This is a genomic window from Kroppenstedtia guangzhouensis (assembly GCF_014637345.1).
In the GTDB taxonomy this organism is placed as follows: Bacteria; Bacillota; Bacilli; order Thermoactinomycetales; family DSM-45169; genus Kroppenstedtia; species Kroppenstedtia guangzhouensis.
The window spans coordinates 84,251-105,266 of the sequence record NZ_BMEX01000001.1 but is presented as its reverse complement, the minus strand read 5'-3'; the positions used below and the strand labels follow the sequence as shown (position 1 = coordinate 105,266).

Below are 21,016 nucleotides of genomic sequence, written 5' to 3'. Positions count from 1 at the left end.
GACCTACAGATTCAAATCGAGGTCCACCAATTTTTCTGCAATTTCGTTGAATGAATCCTGGGAAGTCTCGTAGTAGGATGCCCACGCTTCCTTACTCCATATTTCCACCCGGCTGGAAACACCAATCACGACACAATCCTTTTCCAACTTTGCAAACTCCCGCAGGTTTCCCGGAAGGTTGACCCGGCCCTGCTTGTCCAACTCCGCCACTGTCGCACCCGAAAAGAAAAAACGGGTGAATGCACGGGCGTCAGCTTTTGTGAACGGGAGTGACTTCAGTTTTTGTTCCAGCTGTTTCCACTCCGTCATGGGATAAACAAACAGGCAGTGGTCCAGTCCACGGGTGATGACAAAGGCCTCCCCCAGATCTTCCCGAAATTTGGACGGGATGATCAGACGCCCTTTATCGTCCACACTGTGACGATATTCACCCATGAACACACCACTTGCCCCCCCTTACTCCCCACTTCCCCCCACTTTCCACCACATTGTAAATTATACCACAGCCAAACAAAAAAATCCTGCACTGAGCGCAGGATTTTTACATTTTATTCTTTTGGTGGAAAAAGCATTACACCTTCCAACTGTTGAGATACTCTTTCTGTTCCCCGGTCATGTCGTCAATACGGACCCCGAGAGAGTCCAGCTTGTAAATGGCCACCTGCTCATCGATGTGATAGGGGACATCCAGGACGTGGGGCCCGATCTTGTCGTGGTTTTCCAGGACATAGATCAAAGAGAGTGTCTGCAGGGCAAAGGTCATGTCCATAATCTCCGCCGGATGGCCGTCCCCGGCCACCAGATTGACCAGGCGGCCGTCACAGAGAAGGTGAATCCGGCGGCCGTCTGCCAACCGGTATTCGGTGATATCCTTGCGCACAGTTTGCTTGCTTACAGCCAACTCCTCCAGGGCCGGTTTGTCGATTTCCACGTCGAAGTGACCGGCATTGGCCAATATGGCCCCGTCTCTCATCAGAGAGAAATGTTCTTCGGTGATCACTTTTTTGTTCCCGGTCACCGTAACAAAGATCTCGCCCACCTTGGCCGCTTCCGACATCGGCAGGAGAGTGAAACCGTCCATATGTGCTTCCGTCGCCTTGATCGGATCCACTTCCGCCACCACCACCCGGGCACCCAGTCCTTGGGCCCGCATGGCCACACCCCGGCCGCACCAGCCATAGCCGACCACAACCACCGTTTTCCCTGCTACGACCAGATTACTGGCTTTATTGATCCCGTCCCAAACCGATTGGCCGGTTCCGTACCGATTATCAAAAAGGAATTTGGAGTAGGCATCATTAACTGCCAGCATCGGGAATTTCAATTCTCCCGATTTTTCCAAGGCACGCAGGCGCAAAATCCCCGTTGTCGTCTCCTCACATCCTCCCTTCACCTGTTCCAGGAGGTCCGGCCGCTCAGCATGGAGAATGCTGACCAAGTCCCCACCATCGTCAATGATCAAGTCGGGGCGGGTTTCCAATGTAAGCATCAGATGCTCTTTGTATTCTTCCGGGCTCGGATCATACTTGGCAAATACGGTCACACCGGATTCCGCCAAGGCTGCAGCCACATCATCCTTGGTGGACAGAGGATTGCTGCCAGTGATCGCCACCTCGGCCCCGGCATCCTTGAGCAGTTCCGCCAAACAGGCTGTTTTGGCCTCCAAGTGCAAGGAGATCGCCACCCGTTGTCCCGCCAGGGGCTGCTCTTCAAGAAACTCCCTGCGGATCCGGTTGAGCACCGGCATATGCTGCCGGGCCCAATCCATCTTCAGACGCCCTTGGGGGGCCAGACTCCGGTCCCGTATAATACTCATCAAACTCATATGAATCCTCCTTTTGCAATGAAGATACGCTGAGAAGTTGCCTGGGTGGGGCGCAATCAGGTTTCACTTGCGTGCCGATGGCGCTCCCGTAAAACCAGGACCTCCCCCTCATGGTTCCTTTCACATTCCTTTAAGATTCACTGTTGAGTCTCAAAGGTAGACCACCCGGTGGGTATGAACCGAAAGCAACGGAGAGCGGACCAGCTCTTCCAGCCAACCTTCCCCGAAGTGATTCCACCATGGAATAAAATTGTGCACCCGCTCCTGCAACAGGCCTTTGGGGAGCAATTCCGCTTCCAGTTCACTGAAGCGGCGCAGATCGGTCTCCTCCCTCTTCTTCAGTGCCTTCCATGTTTCCTTCTTCAGATATTCCACCTGTTCCAATATTTTTTCCCTATTGGTTTCACCCAAGCTTTCCAAATCTGGGCGAATGGAGGAAATCTCCCGGATCAAAGGCCGATAAATCGCATCCATCCGAGTTTGCGCCTGAGAGAAGATCTCCTCTACATCCAGGTGAACCTGTCTTTCCAACCATCGCTGTTTCTTTTCCTGCAGACGGTGCAACACATCATCCACAGTGAGTCGGAACCGCCTCATCTCTTTCTCCGCCTTGCGGCTGACCAGGGTGATCCCGGTACGCGGAAACAGAATCGGCATCTCCAGCCCCGCCTGCCGGAAAGCGGATCGGAGCAACCCCCAATAGCTGATCTCCCCCGGCCCCGCCACAAAGGCGAGGGTGGGAAAAAGAATTTCCTGCATCAGGGGACGGGTCAACACATTGTTGCTGAACCGGGCGGGATTTTCCCAAAGTTGCTCCAATAATTGCTCCCGACTGAACCGGCTCCCCCCGTCCCGGGTGTAAAACATCCCCCCCGGACTTCGGTACAGCGCCTGTCTCTGCCCGTCCACCAGCAGAAAGAGATGGGCCTTGTCCGACTCCAAATCGACTGAAACCGGATAACCCTCCGCCTGTAGGCGGGCAGCTTGATCCAACACCGCCTGACCAAAGGTTTCATTATGTTGGATCAGCCACTGGAAAAAAGGGACTTCCAAACGGCGGAGGGCGGGAAAGGCGGAGTCGATCATCAACAGACCGTAACGGCCGAACAACCTGTGCATCAACCGGGCGAAGTGCCGAGAAAGACTGACTTCATTCCGGGTGATCTCTTGCAACATATCCAACAAACCCGACTTGTGGGGAGTATCAGGCAGCCGCCGCCCCAGCTCCCGGATCCACCCTTCGAGCTGCTTTCTCCCGGGAACAACCTCTGACACAGGCATTTTCTCCCCCGTCTCGACAGGAAGAATGATTTTTTCGGTATTTCCCCCGGAAAGCAGGTGGAGGTGGTTCACTTCCTCCAGGTCATGATCTTCACCGGCGATCCAAAAAACCGGGATGACCGGGCGATTCAGGCGCTTCTCCTCCCGCCGGGCCAACTGGATCAGGGTGATCCCCTTATAGAGCGTGTAAAGGGGACCAGTCAGGATACCGGCTTGCTGTCCACCCACCACCACCAAGCTGTCTGGTCGGCGCAGGCGATCCAAATTGGCCTGTACCGCCGGGTGTTCCAGCCCCGCGTGATATTGCTCCAGCACGGAGGCCAGATCCTCCCGGGATACGGGTGTCTCCCGGCGATTCAATCTTTCCGCACGCATGACAAAGGCGGAATCCTCTCCGGGATTATAATCATAAAAAGGTTCCAGATGATGAAAGAGATGCAGATAATCCATGACAAGGGGATGGTCCGGCTCCAGATAGACATCCTCTACTCTCATTTTGATTTTTCCTCCATATGGAAACCACTTTCCCGCTCAATCTTCCCCAGTATAGCATGGAGGATCCCTCCCTGAAAATCACTCCTCCTGACCACGGCTTCCTGCAGAAAGGGGTAGCAACAGAGAGATTACAAAACCGAGAACCGCCACCCCGGCTGCAGTCAACAATCCGATTTGAAACCCCGTCTTCCAAAAAAGGGGCAGCCCAAAGCGGCCATCAGGGGCAGTATCCATGGTTTCAAAGAAAGGCAGACCGATCAGGAGCAGACCCAGAGCACCCCCTGCGGTGCGAAACATGGCAATCACGATCAATCCGCTTTTGATTTGCCTGAGAGGAAGTATTTCAAACAGCAGTTCGTGAACAGGAGCCGTCAGGGTCAAACTGAGCCCTCCTCCCAACAGCGCCAACAGGACGATTGATGTGGTCGGGTCCTCTACCAGAGCCAGAGTGAAGTAGGCGGAGGCAGTGGCGAAAAAGCCGATCGCCAATGCTCCCTGGTATCCCCAGCGGGCGGCGATCCACCGAGCCAATGGAAGGGTCAACCATGCTGCACCTGAAACGATGGAGAGAAACATCCCTCCGGTTCCCCGGAGTTGGCCAAACATTTCCACCATCCATCCCGGCACCAACACCACCGCCACCCAAGTACACCCCGCCAACGCTGTGACTCCCTGTATTCCGATCAATCGGAGATCTCTGAACAGCCGGGGTTGAAAGAAGGGATGCTCCGATTGGCGCTCCACCATCAACAACGGTACAATCAACCCGACGGAGAGAATCGCAAAAGGCAGGAAGTCAGAATCTGCCATCATTCCCCACCCAAGGGATGGGTCGAGACCAGAGATGGAAACCATTGCTGATAAAAGAATGCCTGCAAAATAAAAGAGACCCGCTGTTTGCTGGGGTGGAATACGGGAACTCCCGCCGGGCGAAAACCGAAAGCTCTGAATGTACACCGCCAAGGCAGCAGGAAGATTGAACCAAAACAACCATCGCCAGCTGAATTGCCAAGCAACCCAGGAAGAGAAAAGGGGAACCGAAATAAGCAATCCTCCCAGGCCCAAATGGATCGCAACCCTCCAGAAACGCTTTTTCAGTTGGGTCAGGCGACGAAGTTCCACAGATAACAGGGGGACGATGCCTCCCGCACCCAAGGCTTGAATCACCCGACCACCGATCAGGACCGACCAATGGCTGCCCGCCCCCGCCACGAGAGAGCCCAGGACGAAGAGAGAGAGGGAGATGACAAACCAACGTCTCTGCCCCACCCGTGCCCCCCACATCTCCATCAAGGGAAGTGCGAGAACGAACACCGCCAAGTGGAGAGCAATCACCCAGATCACCCACCGAACCGGAAAGCCGAGGTCTGTGGCGATCACTGTCAATGACGGGGCGATCATACTGAAATCGAGCGCACTGAGGAAAATCGCAATCACATAAGAGTCCAGAGATAGCTTCTTTCCAAAGGGCACCGAAATCGCCTCCACAACCGGAATCCTCAAACCACTTCGCTCTCCGCCTGATGGACCAGACGGGTCAGATGCTCATTGTGCGGGGTCGGGATCCCTCTCTTTCTCCCTGTTTCCGCGACAGCACCATTGATGAAATCCACCTCGGTCGGTACTCCCCTGTCCAGATCCTGGAGCATGGAGGAACGATTGGTCGCCGTATGATGGCAGACGCTAAGAACTCTTTTTCTGAGCTCCGCCATGGAAAGAGGGATTCCTTCCGCCCCGGCCACGCGGACCACCTCTTCCAGGATCTCCTCCATCCGGATAAAAAACTCTTCCCGCTCCGGCAGTGCCCCGTTGGGAACTTTCCACAGGGCGGTCAGTGGGTTGATCACACAGTTGACAGCCAGCTTCTCCCACACCCGCCGACGCAGATCGGCAACAGGAAAGATCCGGACAGACTCCGAGGAAAGCTCCTGTATCAGTCTCTCCACCACAGGCGAAAAATCTCCCCCACAGGCGGGACCGACCCAGCTCTCCCCGCCCCCCGTATGACAAACATGGGTCGGTCCCTTGCGCAAAGCCCCTTCCGTGGTCACGGCACGGTAAATTTGTCCGGGAAAAAAGTATGGGAGGAAAAATTTCTCTCCGCCCAGACCATTCTGCCATAAAAACAGAGAAGCCGATGGTGAACAGACCTCAGCCAACCGGGGAGCGATCCGGGGGAGGATTCGTTGTTTCACAGTGATGAATACAGCATCCAGTCGGGGCAGCTCCTCACTTCCTGCCCACTCGACCTGGATTTGCCTGTGATGACAAGCTCCGTCGGTCCCTGTGACCCGAATCCCCCGGACCTTGATTTCATCACGTTGGGTCCGGGTTCTCGTGATGAGAACCGTCTCCGAAAACCGTCCGGCCAACCGATCGGCCCACAGAAGTCCCAGGGAACCCGCCCCCCAAACAGCGACCCGCATCCCACAACCCTCCCATCCCCCATATAATAACAGATTCCCCCCACCTGGTGTGAGAGGAATCGAAGCTTTCCTTTCAGCTATCAAACCGGATAGACCGGATGTTTACGGTGACTGAAGGTGATCTCTTTGTCCGCATAGACTTCCAATCGTCCACTCAGTTCCCGGCGAAGGTCATCCGGCGCCACAATTCCGTCGATGATCAGTTCCGAGGCCAGTCGGTAAATATCGATATCTTGTTGGTATTCTGCCCGTTTCTCCTGTACAAACCGGACCTTTTCCGCTCCTTCCAGTTGAGCGATCTTGTTGTTGTAAACCGCATTGACGGCGGCCTCCGGTCCCATGACGGCAATTTGGGCTGTCGGCAAGGCCAAACAGCAATCCGGCTCAAAAGCGGGACCCGCCATGGCATAAAGGCCGGCACCGTATGCTTTCCGGACGATGACGGACAGCTTGGGCACTGTCGCCTCCGACATGGCGGCGATCATCTTGGCCCCGTGACGGATCAGACCCGCCTTTTCCGTCTGGGTTCCAATCATGAAACCGGGAACATCCGCCAGGAACAGAAGCGGGATGTTGAACGCATCACAAAGGGTGATAAAGCGGGCCGCCTTGTCGGCGGAATCGACGAACAAAACTCCGCCCTTCACTTTGGATTGATTGGCGATGATTCCAACCACCCGGCCCTCCAGCCGGGCAAGTCCGGTGATCAATTCTTTGGCAAAGAGCTGCTTCACCTCGAAGAAAGAGCCTTCATCCACCAAAGACCGGATCAACTCCAACATATCGAAGGGGGCGTTCTGGTGATCCGGAACGATTTCAGAAATCTTTTTCGCGTCAGGGGCCGGAGCTTTGCCTTCGATCCGGACCGGCTTTTTCGTGTGATGAGCAGGGAAAAATTGAAGGTAGCGACGGGCGGAAGCGATCGCTTCTTCTTCATCCGCTGCTAGGACATCCCCACAACCGCTGACTGTGCAATGCATCCGGGCTCCACCCATCTCCTCCAAAGAGACTTTCTCTCCGATCACCATCTCTGCCATCCGCGGGGAACCCAGATACATACTGGCGTTGTTCTCCACCATGATCACCAGATCGCAAAAAGCGGGGATATATGCCCCACCGGCGGCGGAAGGCCCAAACAGAATGCAGACCTGCGGGATGACACCAGACAGTTTCACTTGGTTGTAAAAAATACGTCCGGCTCCCCGTCTTCCGGGAAACATCTCAATCTGATCCGTGATCCGGGCCCCCGCAGAATCAACCAGATAGATCAATGGCACTCGCATTTTCTCTGCCGTCTCCTGGATCCGGATGATTTTCTCCACGGTCCGTGCACCCCAGGAACCCGCCTTGACCGTGGAGTCATTGGCCATAACACAGACGGTCTGCCCATTGACCTTGCCGATGGCAGTCACCACACCATCAGCGGGAAGACTTTCCTCCAACCCGTTGGCAAACAGCCCATCCTCCAATTGAAATTTATCATCAAACAGGAGTTCCAGTCGCTCTCTGACGAAGAGTTTGTTTTGTTCCTTCAGCTTTTCATGATATTTGGGTGCTCCTCCTTTGCGGATCCGTTCCACCCGTTCTTTGAGTTGATGGATCATTTCCTCCCGCATGGTTTCTCCCTCCCATGGTCTTCACTCGCCCACATAGACGGGCTTTCTTTTCTCCTTAAACGCTTGAAGCCCTTCCAAGCGGTCCTTGGTAGGTATCAATACTTCGTATGCCTTTGTTTCCATTGCCAAACCGGTCGCCAGGTCGGTTTCCGAGCCGTAATCGATGGCATATTTGGCTTGGGCCAGGGCCAAGGGCGCGTTTTCATTGATTCGGGCTGCCGTCTCCATCGCTGCCTCCATCACTGTTCCCCCAGTCGCCACCTGGTTTAGCAGATTCAATTTTTCCGCTTCCCAGGCGTTGATCCGTTTCGCAGTGAAGATCAACTCCTTGGCCCGGGCCGTTCCGATCAAGCGGGCCAGTCGCTGAGTTCCCCCCGCTCCGGGGATGATTCCCAGGGAGGTCTCCGTCAATCCCATGACGGCATGTTCATCGGCGATCCGGAGATCACAGGCCAAAGCCAGTTCCATCCCCCCACCAAAGGCAACACCGTTGATTGCGGCAATCACCGGTTTGGGAAGAGAGGCCAAGGCATGGAAAGTTTCCCGGATCATGTGGATATAGCGTCGAACCTGATCCTCTGTGAACTCCCGGCGTTCTTTCAGATCCGCCCCGGCACAGAATGCTTTTTTTCCCGCCCCGGTCACCACCACCACGCGGGTTGCCTTGGAATATCTCAATTCCTCCGTAATCTCTCGCAATTGTTCCAAGGCGGGCAAATTGAGCGCGTTGAACACTTCCGGTCGATTCAGCGTCAAGACGGAGATGCCCTCTTTCCGCTCCCATTCCACCAGGCTCACTCCCGGCTCTCCTCCTTCGCCTGACAATGGGCTGCCATACTTTGCAACACTTTGGATGGCAACCGTTGTCCAAGCAGTTTTTCCGCCAATAATCCGGCCGCACACAAAGTTTCCAAATCGATCCCTGTCCGGATGCCCTCTTGTTCCAACATATAAACCAGATCTTCAGTGGCTACGTTACCGGCAGCACCCGGAGCGTAGGGACACCCCCCCAATCCACCGAAGGCGCTGTCCAGGGTGGTGATCCCCATCTCCAGACTGACATAGGCATTGACCAAGGCAGTGCCGCGGGTATCATGGAAGTGCCCCGCCAATCGCTCCACCGGGAGCACTCCTGCAAGGGTTTTCAATTTTTCCTTCACTTGACGGGGGGTGGCCACCCCGATCGTATCCCCGAGGGAGATTTCATATACTCCCATTTTCAGCAGCCGTTCACAAATCTCCACTGTGTTGGCCACGGGCACCTCACCTTCATAGGGACAGCCAAAGACCGTGGAGACATACCCGCGGACCCGTTTTCCATGGGAGAGGGCTTCCCGGACCACTTCTTCCAACACCGGATAAGTCTCTTCGATGCACTTGTTGATATTCTTCCGGTTGTGAGTCTCACTGGCGGAAAGAAAAACGGCAAATTCATCCACTGGTGTCTCCAGCGCCCTTTCCAATCCCTTCCGATTGGGGACCAAGGCCCGGTATCGCACATCGGGCCGGTTCGGCAGGGAGGAGGCCAGTTCTGCCGCGTCAGATAACTGGGGGATCCATCGGGGATGGACAAAAGAAGTGATTTCCAGCTCCTTCACACCGGCGGCGATCAGCCGTTCGGCCAGCTGTTTCTTCTCAGCAGTGGATAAAATGCGGGACTCATTTTGCAATCCGTCCCGCAAACCCACTTCCACGAGTGTCACTTCCCTCATCGACAGTCCTCCTTTCTTCGTTTGTGTGGCTTAGTCGGTTTAGGGCTCCGTCCATTTATCACGGAAACTTGAATTGCCATACACACCTTGCAAGAGCTCTGTGATCATGTTTTCCGAGTGGGTCGGGATTGGGTTTCACATTTCGGCGCCAAAGTTTTTGAGTTAAAAACGCTCCATGTCAAACCATCCCTCCCTGTGACGGGATTATCCTCTCTTTTATTCCCCGCTCAGTTCGATCAAAGTCTCTCCTTCACCGACGAAACCGCCGACTTCCACCTGGATTGATTTCACTGTCCCGCTTTCCTCCGCCTGCACGGGCACCTCCATCTTCATCGATTCCAGCACCACCACATCCTGTCCTGCTTCCACCCGGTCCCCCTCAGCCACCAACACCTGTAATACGGTTCCTGCCATCGTTGCCTGCACTGTTTTCATCATTGTTCACCTCTTGTTGGATTGAAGTTTTGTCAACAGTCCTGTATTGTATTTTCCCCGGAGGAAGTCCGGATGCTCCAGAACCCGGATCAACAGGGGAAGATTGGATTTGATCCCCTCGACCCGAAAAGAAGAGAGCGCTTTCAAACTTCGCGCCAAAGCCTCATCCCTGTCCTTCCCCCATACAATGCACTTGGCGATCATGGGATCATAATAAGGAGCCACTTCAGATCCCGATTCCACGCCGGCATCAACTCGAATCCCTTCCCCTGTTGGAGGGGCGAAGGTTTTCAGCGTTCCCGGGGATGGGTATAAACGTTCGGGATCTTCCGCGTAGATTCGGTATTCCAACGCATGTCCCCCGGATTCGATCCTGTCCTGTCCAAAGGGGAGAGGCTTCCCTTCCGCCACATCCAGTTGGAGGGCAACCAAGTCCAGCCCTGTCACCATTTCGGTGACAGGATGTTCCACTTGAAGACGGGTGTTCATCTCCAGAAAGAAAAAATTCTCCTCGGAATCGACCAAAAACTCAACCGTCCCCGCTCCTGTATACCCCACCGCTTTCGCCGCCTGGACTGCCGCCCGGCAGAGGGCTTCCCTTGTTTCAGGCCGGATGGAGGGGGATGGACTCTCTTCCACCACCTTCTGGTTTCTGCGCTGGACAGAGCATTCCCGTTCAAAGAGATGCAATGTTCTTCCCGTTCCATCTGAGAAAACCTGCACCTCCACGTGTCGCGGCGATTCGATAAAACGCTCCATGAACAAGGTTTTATCCCCGAAATAGGCCTGAGCACGTCCCTGGGCCGAGGCGAAAGCTTTCTCCAGGTCCGCTTCTGAGCGGAGAACTTCCATTCCGATCCCACCGCCTCCTGCGCTGGCTTTCAGCATCAACGGATATCCGATCCGTGCGGCCTCCCGGGATGCTTCTGACAAGTCGCAGATTCCATTTGATCCCGGCACCACGGGAATCCCCGCTTCTTCCATCCGACGGCGGGCTGTCACCTTGTCTCCCATCTGGGTGATTACCTCCGGAGAGGGGCCGACAAAGATCAATCCGGCTTCCTGCACTCTCCTCGCAAATTCCCCATTTTCGGAGAGGAGACCGTAACCCGGATGGATTGCATCGGCACCGGTGTCCCGAGCGGCATCCAAAATGGCGTCCATATTGAGGTAACTCTTGGCCACCGGAGGCGGCCCGATACAAACCGCTTCATCCGCTTCCCGAACAAAGGGCAGGTCCCGATCCGCCTCGGAATGGACGGCAACGGTCTGAATCCCCCGTTGCCGACAGGTTCGCAGAATCCGGCGGGCAATCTCTCCACGATTGGCAATCAACAGTTTTAGGATATTCATTTTTCACCTCACACTAAATCCCTCAATTATCCCGAAAAGTCTTGTGTTTCTCTTCGACATCCGGGCAAACAAATACGGATCTCTCCACTCGTGTTTTAAACAGAATGAGATCCATAAATAAATCATTCGACAAAAAGGTCAACTGATCCTGCCTGAAGAAGTCTGAATTTCACCGCCCGCCCGACCATTGGGCAAACCTTGGCGGGTCATGTATAATAAATAAGGGAGAGGATGGAAAGGAGGGTCTGTTCAATGAGCACACATCGGGTGGAACGGCTGAAAATCAATTATAAAACCTTGGAAGAGTTCCAAAAGTTCCGGGAATATGGAGCACAGGAACTCTCCATGCTGGAGGATCTCCAGGCGAACATCATCGAAAATGACAGCAATTCCCCTTTTTACGGTATCTATGAGGAAAATCAACTGGTTGCCCGGATCAGCCTCTATCGAATTGATGCCAAATATGATCGTTATTTCAAACCGGCCCAGGATTACTACGAACTATGGAAACTGGAGGTCCTGCCTCAATACCGGGAGCAAAAATATGGAACCGCTTTGGTCAATCACGCCAAAAAGTTCGGCCTGCCCGTCAAGACCAATGCCCGTTGTCGGTCGGATGAATTTTGGAGGAAAATGGGGTTCCAGCCGGTCACTTATGATCCTGTTCGCGACCGTGGAGAAAATCCTTTTGTATGGCTCCCGCCGGGGGTCGGCTTGCAAAACTAGAAGCATCATATTTGAAAGGAAAAGAGAAACCCGTTCATTCTTTGAAAACGGGTTTCTCTTCTTTCATTTGTCCATCCGCTCCAAGTTGCCATTGGCCTCCATGCGAAACCGGGTCTGTCCCCCATCTTCTTCCTCTTCCAACAGAGCCAGTTTCCGTGCCCGGTCCATGATCTGGATCAGGGCTTTGTAATCGTCGTTGACCACCCGGTAGTCTGTCTGGACGTTATTGAGGCGGCCTTTCATCTCTTCATTTTCCTCGGAGAGACGACGGATTCGATCATCTTGCTCTTCGATTTCCTTTTCCAGCTCCCCCTGCCGCTTGCGCATTTCCAGTACTTCCGCCTTATGCTGGCGTAAAAAACGGATAATCGCATCCAAGGAAGCCGTCTGATCCTGACCCAGGTTCAATTCCTCCGCCTTCACCCGGTTGCGACTGCGGGAATGCTTCTCCTGTTTTTTCTTTTGTCGTTGAGCTTTTGCGATTTGAATCGCCGCTTCATATTTTTTTCGCACCAAGCTGTTCCAACGGAAACCACAGGCGGCGGGAGTACGTCCCAATTTTTCCGCTACTTCCTCAAAAGCATTCAGTTGGGTTCCGCCTTCCCGGATATGGCGCAGGGTCACCTCCGCCAAAATCAGGTCATCGTCGGGTGTCCATGCATCTTGCCTTTTGACTGCCATAAGGCCGATACCCTCCAATCCTTGATCCACCGATTACGGCATACTGCGATGTTGTTCTATCTGTATGCGTTTGGTATAAATCGTAGTATATGTAACTACTATTTTTTATTGCCCAAACCCGTCCTCCCTATACCTTCCTTTCCGCTTTCAAAAAAACCCTTGCGGGCGTTGATGGTAAAAACAGAGAGTCAGGAACGGCGAGGTCGATTAAGAAAAGCCTCCACCGCCTGCACATGTTCTTCCGTTTCCCACAGTCGGGAACAGCTTCGAGCTTCCCGTCGGACCAGCTGATCCCGGGTCTCCCCTTCCCGGGTCGCATCGGCCAGCTCCATATAGGCTTGGATCACTCCCAGGGGCCGCCGGGTGAAGGATTGGACAAAACGACGGACTGACGGGAGAAACTCTGCAAAAGGAACCACCTCCGTAATCCATCCCCACTCATACAGGCGCCGGGCATCCACCCGTTCACCGCTCAAGAGAAGATGGAGAGCCCGGTTCCGCGGCAGCTGCTCCAACAGGCGGGAGCCTCCTCCCCAGCCCGTGGTGATCCCCAAACTGGACTGGATAAATCCAAAACGGGCCTGATCGGAGGCGATCCGAAAATCGCAGGCGGCGGCAATTTCACAACCGCCGCCCACGGCGGCCCCCTGGACAGCGGCCACTGTCGGTTTGCCGAAAGTACGGATCTCTTCGAGCAATTTTCCCATCCGGTGATGAACTGGATACACCTCATCGGCGGTTTTCAATCGATGAAATTCCACTAGATCTCCTCCGGAGACAAAGGTCCGCTCATCCCCGGCTAACACCAGTACCTTGACGGAATCATTCTCCTTCATCCGTCCCAAGACCTCCGTCAGCTCTTCCATCATACGGAAATTGACCGCATTTCTCACCTCCGGCCGGTGGAAAAAGAGCCAGCCGATCCCCTCTTGAATCTCCGTGCGCAAGGTTTCCATGATCATTCCTCCATTTCCTTGTGGGGATGTATTCCTGACTGTTTCATGACACAAACTATCCATGGCTTGATCCCCATTTTGCCGAGGGTTATAATAAGTGATGATTCGAGCGACAGGGGTCAAGATCCGCCCAATAACAAGGTCTCCCACGGGGGAAAACAGATCTGCAGGCAAGGAGTGGACTGCAATGGACCGCATGTTTCGTGTTTTGGGATTTTGGTTGCTGATGATCGGATTGATGTTCATGGCTGGGGAGATGTTCCTGCTGGCCATTTTGTTCGGCGTGCAGGCTATCCTCTTTTTCATCCTCGGTTACATGAGGTATACGGAACGTACTTATATGTTGATTTTCGGGGGATATATGTTCCTCACCTTCACCGGGATCGTATATTGGTCTTTTTTCCAGGTGGGTTGAATCTCCATCAGCTCAAAACAAGCGACTGCCTGACTGCACTTGTGCAGCAGGCAGTCGCTTTGTTATTCCGGCAGAGCCGCTCCCTCCTTCAGACCGGTTACGGGCATCTCCACTCCCTTGGACTGGATCAATACCCGAAAAGCATCTCCCATCCCACCCTGGAGAGCCAGTTGCCGGATCGCCCGGTTGCGCCGGGCTTCCGGACTGAAGGGGTCGGTGGAGGTATTCGCCAGCCGGTCCAGGATCCCTGCTCCTTGCAAAAACCGGGTTTGGGTGGTGTACACCAACTTGTTCAATCCCACCCTTTCCCCATGGTCCTGCAAAGCCGAGAAATTCACATGGAATGTCAGGTCGGAGGTTCCCGGCCGGGAATACCAGTCCCCGTGAAGATGATGATTCCGATAACAGCGGAGCGTACCGTTTTTTCGTTGAGGCTGGGATAACTCTTCTGTTGTTCCTCCATAATCGATGGTAATCAGATACCCGGTTTTCATCCAACCACCAACCTCTTCCAGCCAAGCCAAGACATCCAACGGCACTTCCGCTGTCCATCCCTCAGGAAGATTCCAATCCAGCCGGCGAAAATAGGCTGCCAAGGACGGATCGCTGGGTGGGCAGGAACACTCCACCAATCGCTGACAGTGCTCATCCCAGGCCACATAAATCTCCTGAAGTTCTCCTCCCTTTCGCACCACCCGATGTACAGGAAAGGCATCCAGGAGCTCATTGGAATAAAGAATACAGGGTGATTCCCCCGAAATCTCCGTCACCGATTCCGCCCAGTGGACAGGCACGGGAGCATCTTTGAACCGTTCTCTTTGCAAATCGCAATGAAAAGGACTCCTCTCCACCAACCAGAGACTCTGTGGCAATCTTTTCTCTTCGTTCAGAGAAGAGAGGATGCTCTTTGCCAGCCGGCCGTCCCCTCCTCCCGCTTCCACCAAGATCCATGGACAGCCGGGAGAAAAGGAAGACACCATCCGGGAAATTACCCGGGCCAGCGTTTCACCAAACACATCACCCAGATGGGGACTGGTATAAAAATCCCCCCTCTTTCCAATCTTCAAACCCACCCGGCGGTAATAACCCCAGCAGGGGTGGTATAACACCTGTTCCATATACCGGCGAAAGGAAATCTTTTTTTCAGGATGGGTCTGGATCTCCTCCACAATCGCTGCCAACAGTGGATCATCCATCTGCGGTTGTCCCCTCACGATGAAAACAGCTCCGTGCTCAAATAACGTTCCCCGGTATCCGGCGCCATGCAGACCACCCGCTTTCCCGGGCCGAGACGTCGGGCCACTTGGAGAGCGGCCCAGACCGAGGCCCCGGAGGAAGGGCCGACCAAGATCCCCTCCAACCGGGCGAGACGACGGGCGGTTTCCGCAGCATCTTCGTCAGAGACGTGCAAAATCTCATCATAGATGTTTTGGTTTAAGATCGGAGGGATGAAACCGGGACTCGTACCGGGGATTTGGTGAGGGCCGGGCGATCCGCCGGCCAGAACCGGCGAGCCCTCAGGTTCGACCACAGTGATATGGATCCCGGGAACATGCTTGCGCAATACTTCCCCTGTTCCGGTGATGGTTCCGCCGGTTCCCGCCGTAGCCACAAACGCATCCAACCGTTTTCCCATCTGCTCGATGATTTCCGGTCCCGTGGTCATTCGGTGCACTTCAGGATTGAAGCGGTTTTCAAATTGGAGAGGCATAAAGGAATCCGGAATCTCCTTCACCAATTCCTCTGCCTTGCGGATCGCCCCCGGCATCCGCTCCTCGCCGGGGGTGAGAACCACTTTCGCCCCATAAGCCTTCAGAATCCGGATCCGTTCCCCACTCATGGTGTCGGGCATCACCAGTATCGTCCGGTATCCTTTGACCGATCCCACCAATGCCAGGCCGATCCCGGTATTGCCGCTGGTCGGTTCAATGATCGTCGCCCCCGGCTTCAAAAGTCCCGCCTCTTCAGCTCGGCAAATCATGTGGAAGGCTGTCCGGTCTTTGACACTGCCGCCAGGATGGAAGCACTCAAGTTTGACCCATACCTTTGCATCTTTCGGACCGGTGAGCCGGCGGAGGCGAACCAGCGGAGTTCCCCCGATCAAATCGGTGATCCGATCCACGACAAGAGACTCCCGGCTTGGCTTCACTTCTCTGTCGGTCCTGTCCACTCCAGCATTCCTCCCTTAAGATTGAACAACCGCCGGAATCCGTTCATGGACAGGACGTTGGCGGCGATCACACTCCGCCGGCCACTCCGGCAGATGAGGAGAATCTCCCGATCCTTGACATCCTCCAGCTCCCCGACCCGCTCCTCCATCTCATCATAGGGAATGTGCCGGGCTCCCGGGAGATGTCCCTCTTCATATTCCTCTTTTGTGCGGACATCCACCAGAACATACCGGTGCCGTTCCGTTTCCCCGGCCTGGCTCAGCTCCCCTGCATCCACATCAGTATATCGCTTTCCCATGTTTACACCTCTCTGTTTTTCATTCATAATCCATATGATAACACGACTTTAACCGCCCCGAAATAAAAGAAGCCCGTCCTTCACCTGGACAAGGCTTCCAGTACATAGGTCTCCAATTGGTTTTCATCCATCTGCCCCTTCACATTGCGGACCACCCGGCCTTCTTTATCGATGAATATACTGGTGGGAATCGGTCCGATCTGGTACTGATCCACCACTTTCCGCTCTTTATCCAGGACGATCGGAAAAGACAGATCCAGCTGTCGGACAAAGCCTTTCACCGTCAACTTGGATTCCGCAATATTTATTCCCACTACGACCAGACCCTTTTCCTTGTGTTTTTCATATACCTTTTCAATCGCCGGCATCTCATCGCGGCAAGGCTCACACCAGCTGGCCCAGAAATTGAGGAGAACTGTTTGACCCCTGAGCGCACTCAGCTTCAGTTCCTTTCCCTCCAAGGTTTGCAGCTGAAAGTCGGGAGCCTCCATTTCCTCCTCCACCGTCTGTTTCTCACCGCCACTCATGGTCTTGTAAATGGCAAAGGCCACCGCTCCCACCATGAGCAACATCAGCACCCGGCGAACCCAATATCGTGTTTTTCGGTTCATTTCCGTATCACCTTTTCACGATCCGTTTCCGTATCTGTTACAAATCCATTATATCCGAAAGTTCTCTTGGGTGAGAGAGCGGAAAAGAAGGCGGGCAATCCCGGATTGTCAAAACCCCGTAAAGCCCCCGAACAGCTCCGTCAGCCAAGCGATGAGAATGGTCATCTGGTTGGTGTACAGAAGCACCCCGAACACTACCATCAAAGCGCCGCCCGCCTTCATGAGAGAGTTGGAATACTTCAGGATCCACCGGGTACGCCCCAGGAAGAATGCCATGATGAAAAAGGGAATGGCAAATCCAAGTGTGTAAGCGGTGATGTAGGCGAGCCCGGCTGAAGGATTGGAAGCGGCCAGCGCCAACACCGACACCAGAATCGGGCCGACACAGGGGGTCCAGCCGGCCGCAAAGGCCATTCCGATCACGGAAGAACCCAAATAACCCCACCGCTTTCTCCCCACTTCCAACCGTTTTTCCTTCATCATAAAACCGGGCTTGATCAGCCCCAGCATGAACAGGCCCATCACCGCAATCAGCACCCCACCCAGCATCCGGATCAAATCCCGATATTCGCTGAAAAAGGATCCGACCCAACTGGCTGAAAAACCGAGAGCGAAAAAGATGATGGAAAAGCCCAGGATGAAGAACGACGTGTGAAACATCGTCGCCCGCTTCAGTTGCCGGGGTTGATTCGCATCCTGCAACTGACTGATCGACACCCCGGTGATGTATGAGATATAAGATGGATACAGCGGCAAACAACAGGGGGAAATAAAGGAGAGTACCCCCGCTCCGAAAGCCAGCCAAATACTTACATCCGCCACCGGAACTCCTCCTCTCGTGGGATCACAATCAGGAGGTCAACTCCTTCATGATTTCCTCCAACTGTTCTTCGGTCATCGCTCCCGTGATTTTCTGAATGACTTGCCCCTTTTCATCCACAATGTAAGTTTGTGGAATGGAAAACGCCATATACTTCTCGCCCACTTCCCCCGTCTCATCCAACAAAACAGGAAAGGTGAACTTCTCGTCCTTTATATAGTCGATCATTGTGTCCTTATTGTCCAGACTGGTCAGATTCACCATGTGAAAGTTCACCTGATCGCCGTACTTTTCATAGGCTTTCTGCAGGTGAGGCATCTCCACCTTGCACGGCGGACACCAAGACGCCCACAGGTTGACCAGGGAGGGTTTCCCCTCGTTTTTGGATAGAGTGACCTTTTTCCCCTCCAGAGTATTCAGAGTGAAGTCAGGTGCTTGGAACCCTTCTTCTGCCCGCTCCTCCCTAATTCCTCCCGCCTTCCTTTTATCCCCTGACTGCTCTTCCTTTGTGACTCCGGCTTTCCCTTGTTCATTGGAATCGGTAGCCGTCTTATCTTCCCCCTCGCTTTTGTCCATCGCCGTCCAGACCGCGCCGGCGACCGCCGCGAGGATCACAATGCCGATCAGGATATTGCGCCAACGGTTACCCATACCATTCCCTCCTCGAAAATGGCCGGTAACGGAATCATCTTCCGCCCCGAACCGAAGTTTATGGCGAGATTACCCGTGCTCCTCCCCGGCACGGGACATCTTTCTTCCCGTCCGCCATCCCCCAACCCACCCCATACATGACAGTGCCGCAAAAGCCCATTGTTCACCGGAAAGACCCCACAACCCGGTAACAGGATAATAGTCGAAATACGAAATGATCAACAATCCCACTCCCGCCCCCGTTGCGATCCGGACAAAGCTCTCACCTTCCCAAAGCTTCTCCCTTCTCCGCCACAACCAGACACCGATGGCAATCAGCAACGCCCCTCGGTAGAGATGGATTGGATGGTAAATCTGCTGAACCCCTTCCGGAGAGACTCCCCAGGGAAGCGTCGTGGGATTTCCCAGCCGAACGAACAGGAGAGAGATCCCCGCTCCCGCCACCAACGCAGTGACCGCCGTGGCATCCAACAATCGGTAGAACCCGGCGCCGGACTTACGGGCCACCCAAAGGAGAAATCCCGCCGTCGAAATCCAAGCCAACCACCATCCTTTCTCCGAACCGGACATATAAAGTAGAGACAGGGGGTTGTTCACGACAGATAGAGGATCCCACAATACCGGACTCCATCGCCATAGGATATACCACAACAATGCAGCTTGAACAAAAGGTTCCACCCAGTTTATCTTATTTTCCACGGGCACCTTCTCCCGCATGGTGGCCACTTTGCCACCGGCGGCGATCCCGACCCACACAGCCAACCACTTAATCGGCAGAAGAAAGGGTCCCAAGGGTAGGACATCAGTTGTCAGCATCAGTTTCCCCCTCATCCGGATCCCGTTTTTCCCCATTATCGGTTCCTGTCAATTTCCTACCGCATTTGGGACAGTACGACCAATCCCTCTCCAAGCGCTTTCCGCAACGACAATTTTCTCCGCCGGGATAGCGGAAAGAGCGGAGGAGCATCCGGATCAGGATCACCGTCAACAGGATCCACAGAGACACCCGCAGACTTCGGAGAAACGGAACCAGGGATGCAGAGACGGGTCCGAAAGGCGACAGTTGCACTGCCGTCACCAGACACCCTCCACCCACACAGAACAACAGGATGGCCACCCAAAATTCCCGGCCCCTCATCTTCCGTCCTCCTCTTCCTCATCACAATCCGTTTTGGGGAATTCCATGAGGAAGGTGGTCCCATCCCCGGATCGGCTTCTGACCTCAATCGTCCCTCCATGCAGCTCCACCAACCGCCGAACAATGGACAGCCCGAGACCGCTGCCACCATACCGGCGGGCACGGGATTTTTCCACCCGGTAAAACCGCTCCCAGATCCGATCCAGCTCTTCCGGCTCCATCCCCACTCCCTGATCGGCCACCCGGATCCGGATCCCTCCTCCCAAACCCGGGGACAGGCGGACCTCCACCAGACCACCACTCTCCGAATGACGAATCGCATTATCCAATAAGTTGATCAGGATCTGATCAAAGCGGACCGGATCAAAGCAGAATATCCCATCATAGCTGGAGTCCAATCGGAGAATGACACCGACTTCGGAAGCCCGGGATTCCAACTCTTCCAACACCCGGGAAGCCCGTTCCGTCGGTGAAATCCGCTTTTTTTCGATCTCCATCTTTCCTTCATCCAACCGGCTGAGCGTAACCAAATCCTCCACCAATCGCTCCAGGCGTCCGGTCTGTTCCCGGATCACCGTCAGCAATTGCCGCCTCTTCTCCTCCCCGGGATCCCGCATCTGCAACCATGCGGAATAACCCTTCACATAGCTTAAAGGAGTGCGGAGTTCATGGGCGACATCAGACAGAAATTCCTGCCGGGAGGAACGATAATAATCCAGGCTGTCCGCGAGTTGATTCATCTGCTTTCCCAAGGAGGCCAGTTCGTCGTTTCCCCTGACTTGCACCCGGGCCCGGTAATCCCCTTGAGCCAGCCGATCGGCAACATCCCGGATTTCCAGGATGGGGCCGACGGTGCGGCGGGAGAGAAGAAGCGCCATCCCGCCCCCAATGGACAGAGCACCCACCCCGGCCAGAAGGATCAGGGAACCGAGGGAGCGAAACAGGTCTGAAAGCCAGTTCATCTCCATCGTGACAGCAACAGTTCCACTGTCCCCCCCGCCGGCATGGAAGGAAGCCACTGCCATGAGAGCTGTTTTTCCTGTATCCGGAAGATCGATCCGTTTCACTTCACTTGCCTGGGTTGTATGCAGTCGCTTTTGGATTTCCGCTGCCAAGATTGAATCCTTTCTATCAGGTTTTCCGAAGGCTTGGCCGCTTTTAGTGAATACCACCACCCGTCTGCCCGGACGTTCCTCCACCGTCCGGATTTGTTCCAGGGTTTCTGCAGAAAAATCCGAGGACAAGAGGGAAGCGTAGGAACGGGTCCGGTCCATCAGATTTTTTTCCACATAGTTGGTGAAATGGCCGACGATCATTTGATAACTGGCCGCCCCCAGCAACAACAAGCCCGTGGTCATGGTGAAACCGACAGCCAACAGCCATTTGCCGGTAAGACCCCGAATCAT

General features: G+C 54.5%; 23 protein-coding genes. 2 read left to right on the top strand and 21 right to left on the bottom strand.

Annotated features, from left to right (window positions below; translation table 11 throughout):
- Positions 1–3: 3 nt before the first annotated feature.
- From mraZ to IEV46_RS00675, 10 genes are all read right to left on the bottom strand, one after another.
- Positions 4–441, bottom strand: a complete 438-nt coding sequence (gene mraZ, locus IEV46_RS00720; RefSeq protein WP_188428776.1) for a division/cell wall cluster transcriptional repressor MraZ — start codon at positions 439–441, stop codon at positions 4–6.
- Positions 442–571: 130 nt separating this feature from the next.
- Positions 572–1,825 (bottom strand): adenosylhomocysteinase, encoded by a 1,254-nt coding sequence (locus tag IEV46_RS00715; RefSeq protein WP_188428774.1) that lies wholly within the window; start codon positions 1,823–1,825, stop codon positions 572–574.
- 150 nt (positions 1,826–1,975) lie between these two features.
- Positions 1,976–3,601 (bottom strand): bacillithiol biosynthesis cysteine-adding enzyme BshC, encoded by a 1,626-nt coding sequence (gene bshC, locus IEV46_RS00710; RefSeq protein WP_188428771.1) that lies wholly within the window; start codon positions 3,599–3,601, stop codon positions 1,976–1,978.
- A gap of 78 nt (positions 3,602–3,679) precedes the next feature.
- Entirely contained in the window at positions 3,680–5,074 is a 1,395-nt protein-coding gene (locus IEV46_RS00705) for an MFS transporter (protein ID WP_188428769.1), read from the bottom strand.
- Positions 5,075–5,100: 26 nt separating this feature from the next.
- Positions 5,101–6,027, bottom strand: coding sequence for a ketopantoate reductase family protein (locus tag IEV46_RS00700; protein ID WP_188428767.1), 927 nt, complete (start codon positions 6,025–6,027; stop codon positions 5,101–5,103).
- 80 nt (positions 6,028–6,107) lie between these two features.
- Positions 6,108–7,643 (bottom strand): acyl-CoA carboxylase subunit beta, encoded by a 1,536-nt coding sequence (locus IEV46_RS00695; protein WP_188428765.1) that lies wholly within the window; start codon positions 7,641–7,643, stop codon positions 6,108–6,110.
- Positions 7,644–7,664: 21 nt separating this feature from the next.
- Positions 7,665–8,441: an enoyl-CoA hydratase-related protein gene (locus IEV46_RS00690; RefSeq protein WP_188428763.1), complete on the bottom strand. Its 777-nt coding sequence runs from the start codon at positions 8,439–8,441 to the stop codon at positions 7,665–7,667.
- Positions 8,438–9,355, bottom strand: coding sequence for a hydroxymethylglutaryl-CoA lyase (locus IEV46_RS00685; protein WP_188428761.1), 918 nt, complete (start codon positions 9,353–9,355; stop codon positions 8,438–8,440). Before IEV46_RS00685 ends, IEV46_RS00690 begins: the two co-directional genes overlap by 4 nt.
- A gap of 216 nt (positions 9,356–9,571) precedes the next feature.
- The gene (locus IEV46_RS00680) at positions 9,572–9,790 is read right to left on the bottom strand and encodes an acetyl-CoA carboxylase biotin carboxyl carrier protein subunit (protein WP_188428759.1); all 219 of its coding nucleotides are present in this window, start codon (positions 9,788–9,790) and stop codon (positions 9,572–9,574) included.
- Positions 9,791–9,796: 6 nt separating this feature from the next.
- On the bottom strand, positions 9,797–11,143 hold the full coding sequence (locus IEV46_RS00675; RefSeq protein ID WP_188428757.1) for an acetyl-CoA carboxylase biotin carboxylase subunit: 1,347 nt from the start codon (positions 11,141–11,143) through the stop codon (positions 9,797–9,799).
- Positions 11,144–11,395: 252 nt separating this feature from the next.
- On the opposite strand from IEV46_RS00675, the gene IEV46_RS00670 reads away from it, so the two are divergent.
- Complete coding sequence (locus IEV46_RS00670; RefSeq protein WP_188428755.1) at positions 11,396–11,869, top strand: N-acetyltransferase; 474 nt, start codon at positions 11,396–11,398, stop codon at positions 11,867–11,869.
- A gap of 63 nt (positions 11,870–11,932) precedes the next feature.
- Here the strand turns inward: IEV46_RS00670 and IEV46_RS00665 are convergent, their stop codons facing one another.
- Positions 11,933–12,550, bottom strand: coding sequence for an RsfA family transcriptional regulator (locus IEV46_RS00665; protein WP_188428753.1), 618 nt, complete (start codon positions 12,548–12,550; stop codon positions 11,933–11,935).
- Between the two features lie 188 nt (positions 12,551–12,738).
- Positions 12,739–13,506 (bottom strand): enoyl-CoA hydratase/isomerase family protein, encoded by a 768-nt coding sequence (locus tag IEV46_RS00660; protein ID WP_188428751.1) that lies wholly within the window; start codon positions 13,504–13,506, stop codon positions 12,739–12,741.
- A 187-nt stretch (positions 13,507–13,693) separates the two neighbouring features.
- On the opposite strand from IEV46_RS00660, the gene IEV46_RS00655 reads away from it, so the two are divergent.
- On the top strand, positions 13,694–13,921 hold the full coding sequence (locus IEV46_RS00655; protein WP_188428749.1) for a DUF2626 family protein: 228 nt from the start codon (positions 13,694–13,696) through the stop codon (positions 13,919–13,921).
- 62 nt (positions 13,922–13,983) lie between these two features.
- On the opposite strand, the gene IEV46_RS00650 is transcribed toward IEV46_RS00655, so the two are convergent.
- From IEV46_RS00650 to IEV46_RS00610, 9 genes are all read right to left on the bottom strand, one after another.
- Entirely contained in the window at positions 13,984–15,117 is a 1,134-nt protein-coding gene (locus IEV46_RS00650; protein ID WP_188428747.1) for a class I SAM-dependent methyltransferase, read from the bottom strand.
- Positions 15,118–15,131: 14 nt separating this feature from the next.
- A complete protein-coding gene (gene cysK, locus IEV46_RS00645; RefSeq protein WP_505712040.1) occupies positions 15,132–16,070 on the bottom strand; it encodes a cysteine synthase A in 939 nt (312 codons plus the stop codon).
- Positions 16,067–16,390 carry a rhodanese-like domain-containing protein gene (locus IEV46_RS00640; protein WP_188428743.1) on the bottom strand — a complete coding sequence of 108 codons (324 nt, stop codon included), beginning with the start codon at positions 16,388–16,390 and terminating at the stop codon, positions 16,067–16,069. The genes cysK and IEV46_RS00640 overlap by 4 nt, the downstream gene beginning before the upstream one ends.
- Positions 16,391–16,470: 80 nt before the next feature.
- A complete protein-coding gene (gene resA / locus IEV46_RS00635; RefSeq protein ID WP_188428741.1) occupies positions 16,471–17,001 on the bottom strand; it encodes a thiol-disulfide oxidoreductase ResA in 531 nt (176 codons plus the stop codon).
- 108 nt (positions 17,002–17,109) lie between these two features.
- The gene (locus tag IEV46_RS00630; RefSeq protein WP_009709125.1) at positions 17,110–17,823 is read right to left on the bottom strand and encodes a cytochrome c biogenesis CcdA family protein; all 714 of its coding nucleotides are present in this window, start codon (positions 17,821–17,823) and stop codon (positions 17,110–17,112) included.
- 28 nt (positions 17,824–17,851) lie between these two features.
- Positions 17,852–18,472, bottom strand: coding sequence for a TlpA family protein disulfide reductase (locus IEV46_RS00625; RefSeq protein WP_188428739.1), 621 nt, complete (start codon positions 18,470–18,472; stop codon positions 17,852–17,854).
- A 69-nt stretch (positions 18,473–18,541) separates the two neighbouring features.
- The gene (locus IEV46_RS00620; RefSeq protein WP_188428737.1) at positions 18,542–19,288 is read right to left on the bottom strand and encodes a hypothetical protein; all 747 of its coding nucleotides are present in this window, start codon (positions 19,286–19,288) and stop codon (positions 18,542–18,544) included.
- The gene (locus IEV46_RS00615; protein WP_009709128.1) at positions 19,275–19,610 is read right to left on the bottom strand and encodes a hypothetical protein; all 336 of its coding nucleotides are present in this window, start codon (positions 19,608–19,610) and stop codon (positions 19,275–19,277) included. The genes IEV46_RS00620 and IEV46_RS00615 overlap by 14 nt, the downstream gene beginning before the upstream one ends.
- On the bottom strand, positions 19,607–21,016 hold the full coding sequence (locus tag IEV46_RS00610) for a sensor histidine kinase (RefSeq protein WP_188428735.1): 1,410 nt from the start codon (positions 21,014–21,016) through the stop codon (positions 19,607–19,609). Before IEV46_RS00610 ends, IEV46_RS00615 begins: the two co-directional genes overlap by 4 nt.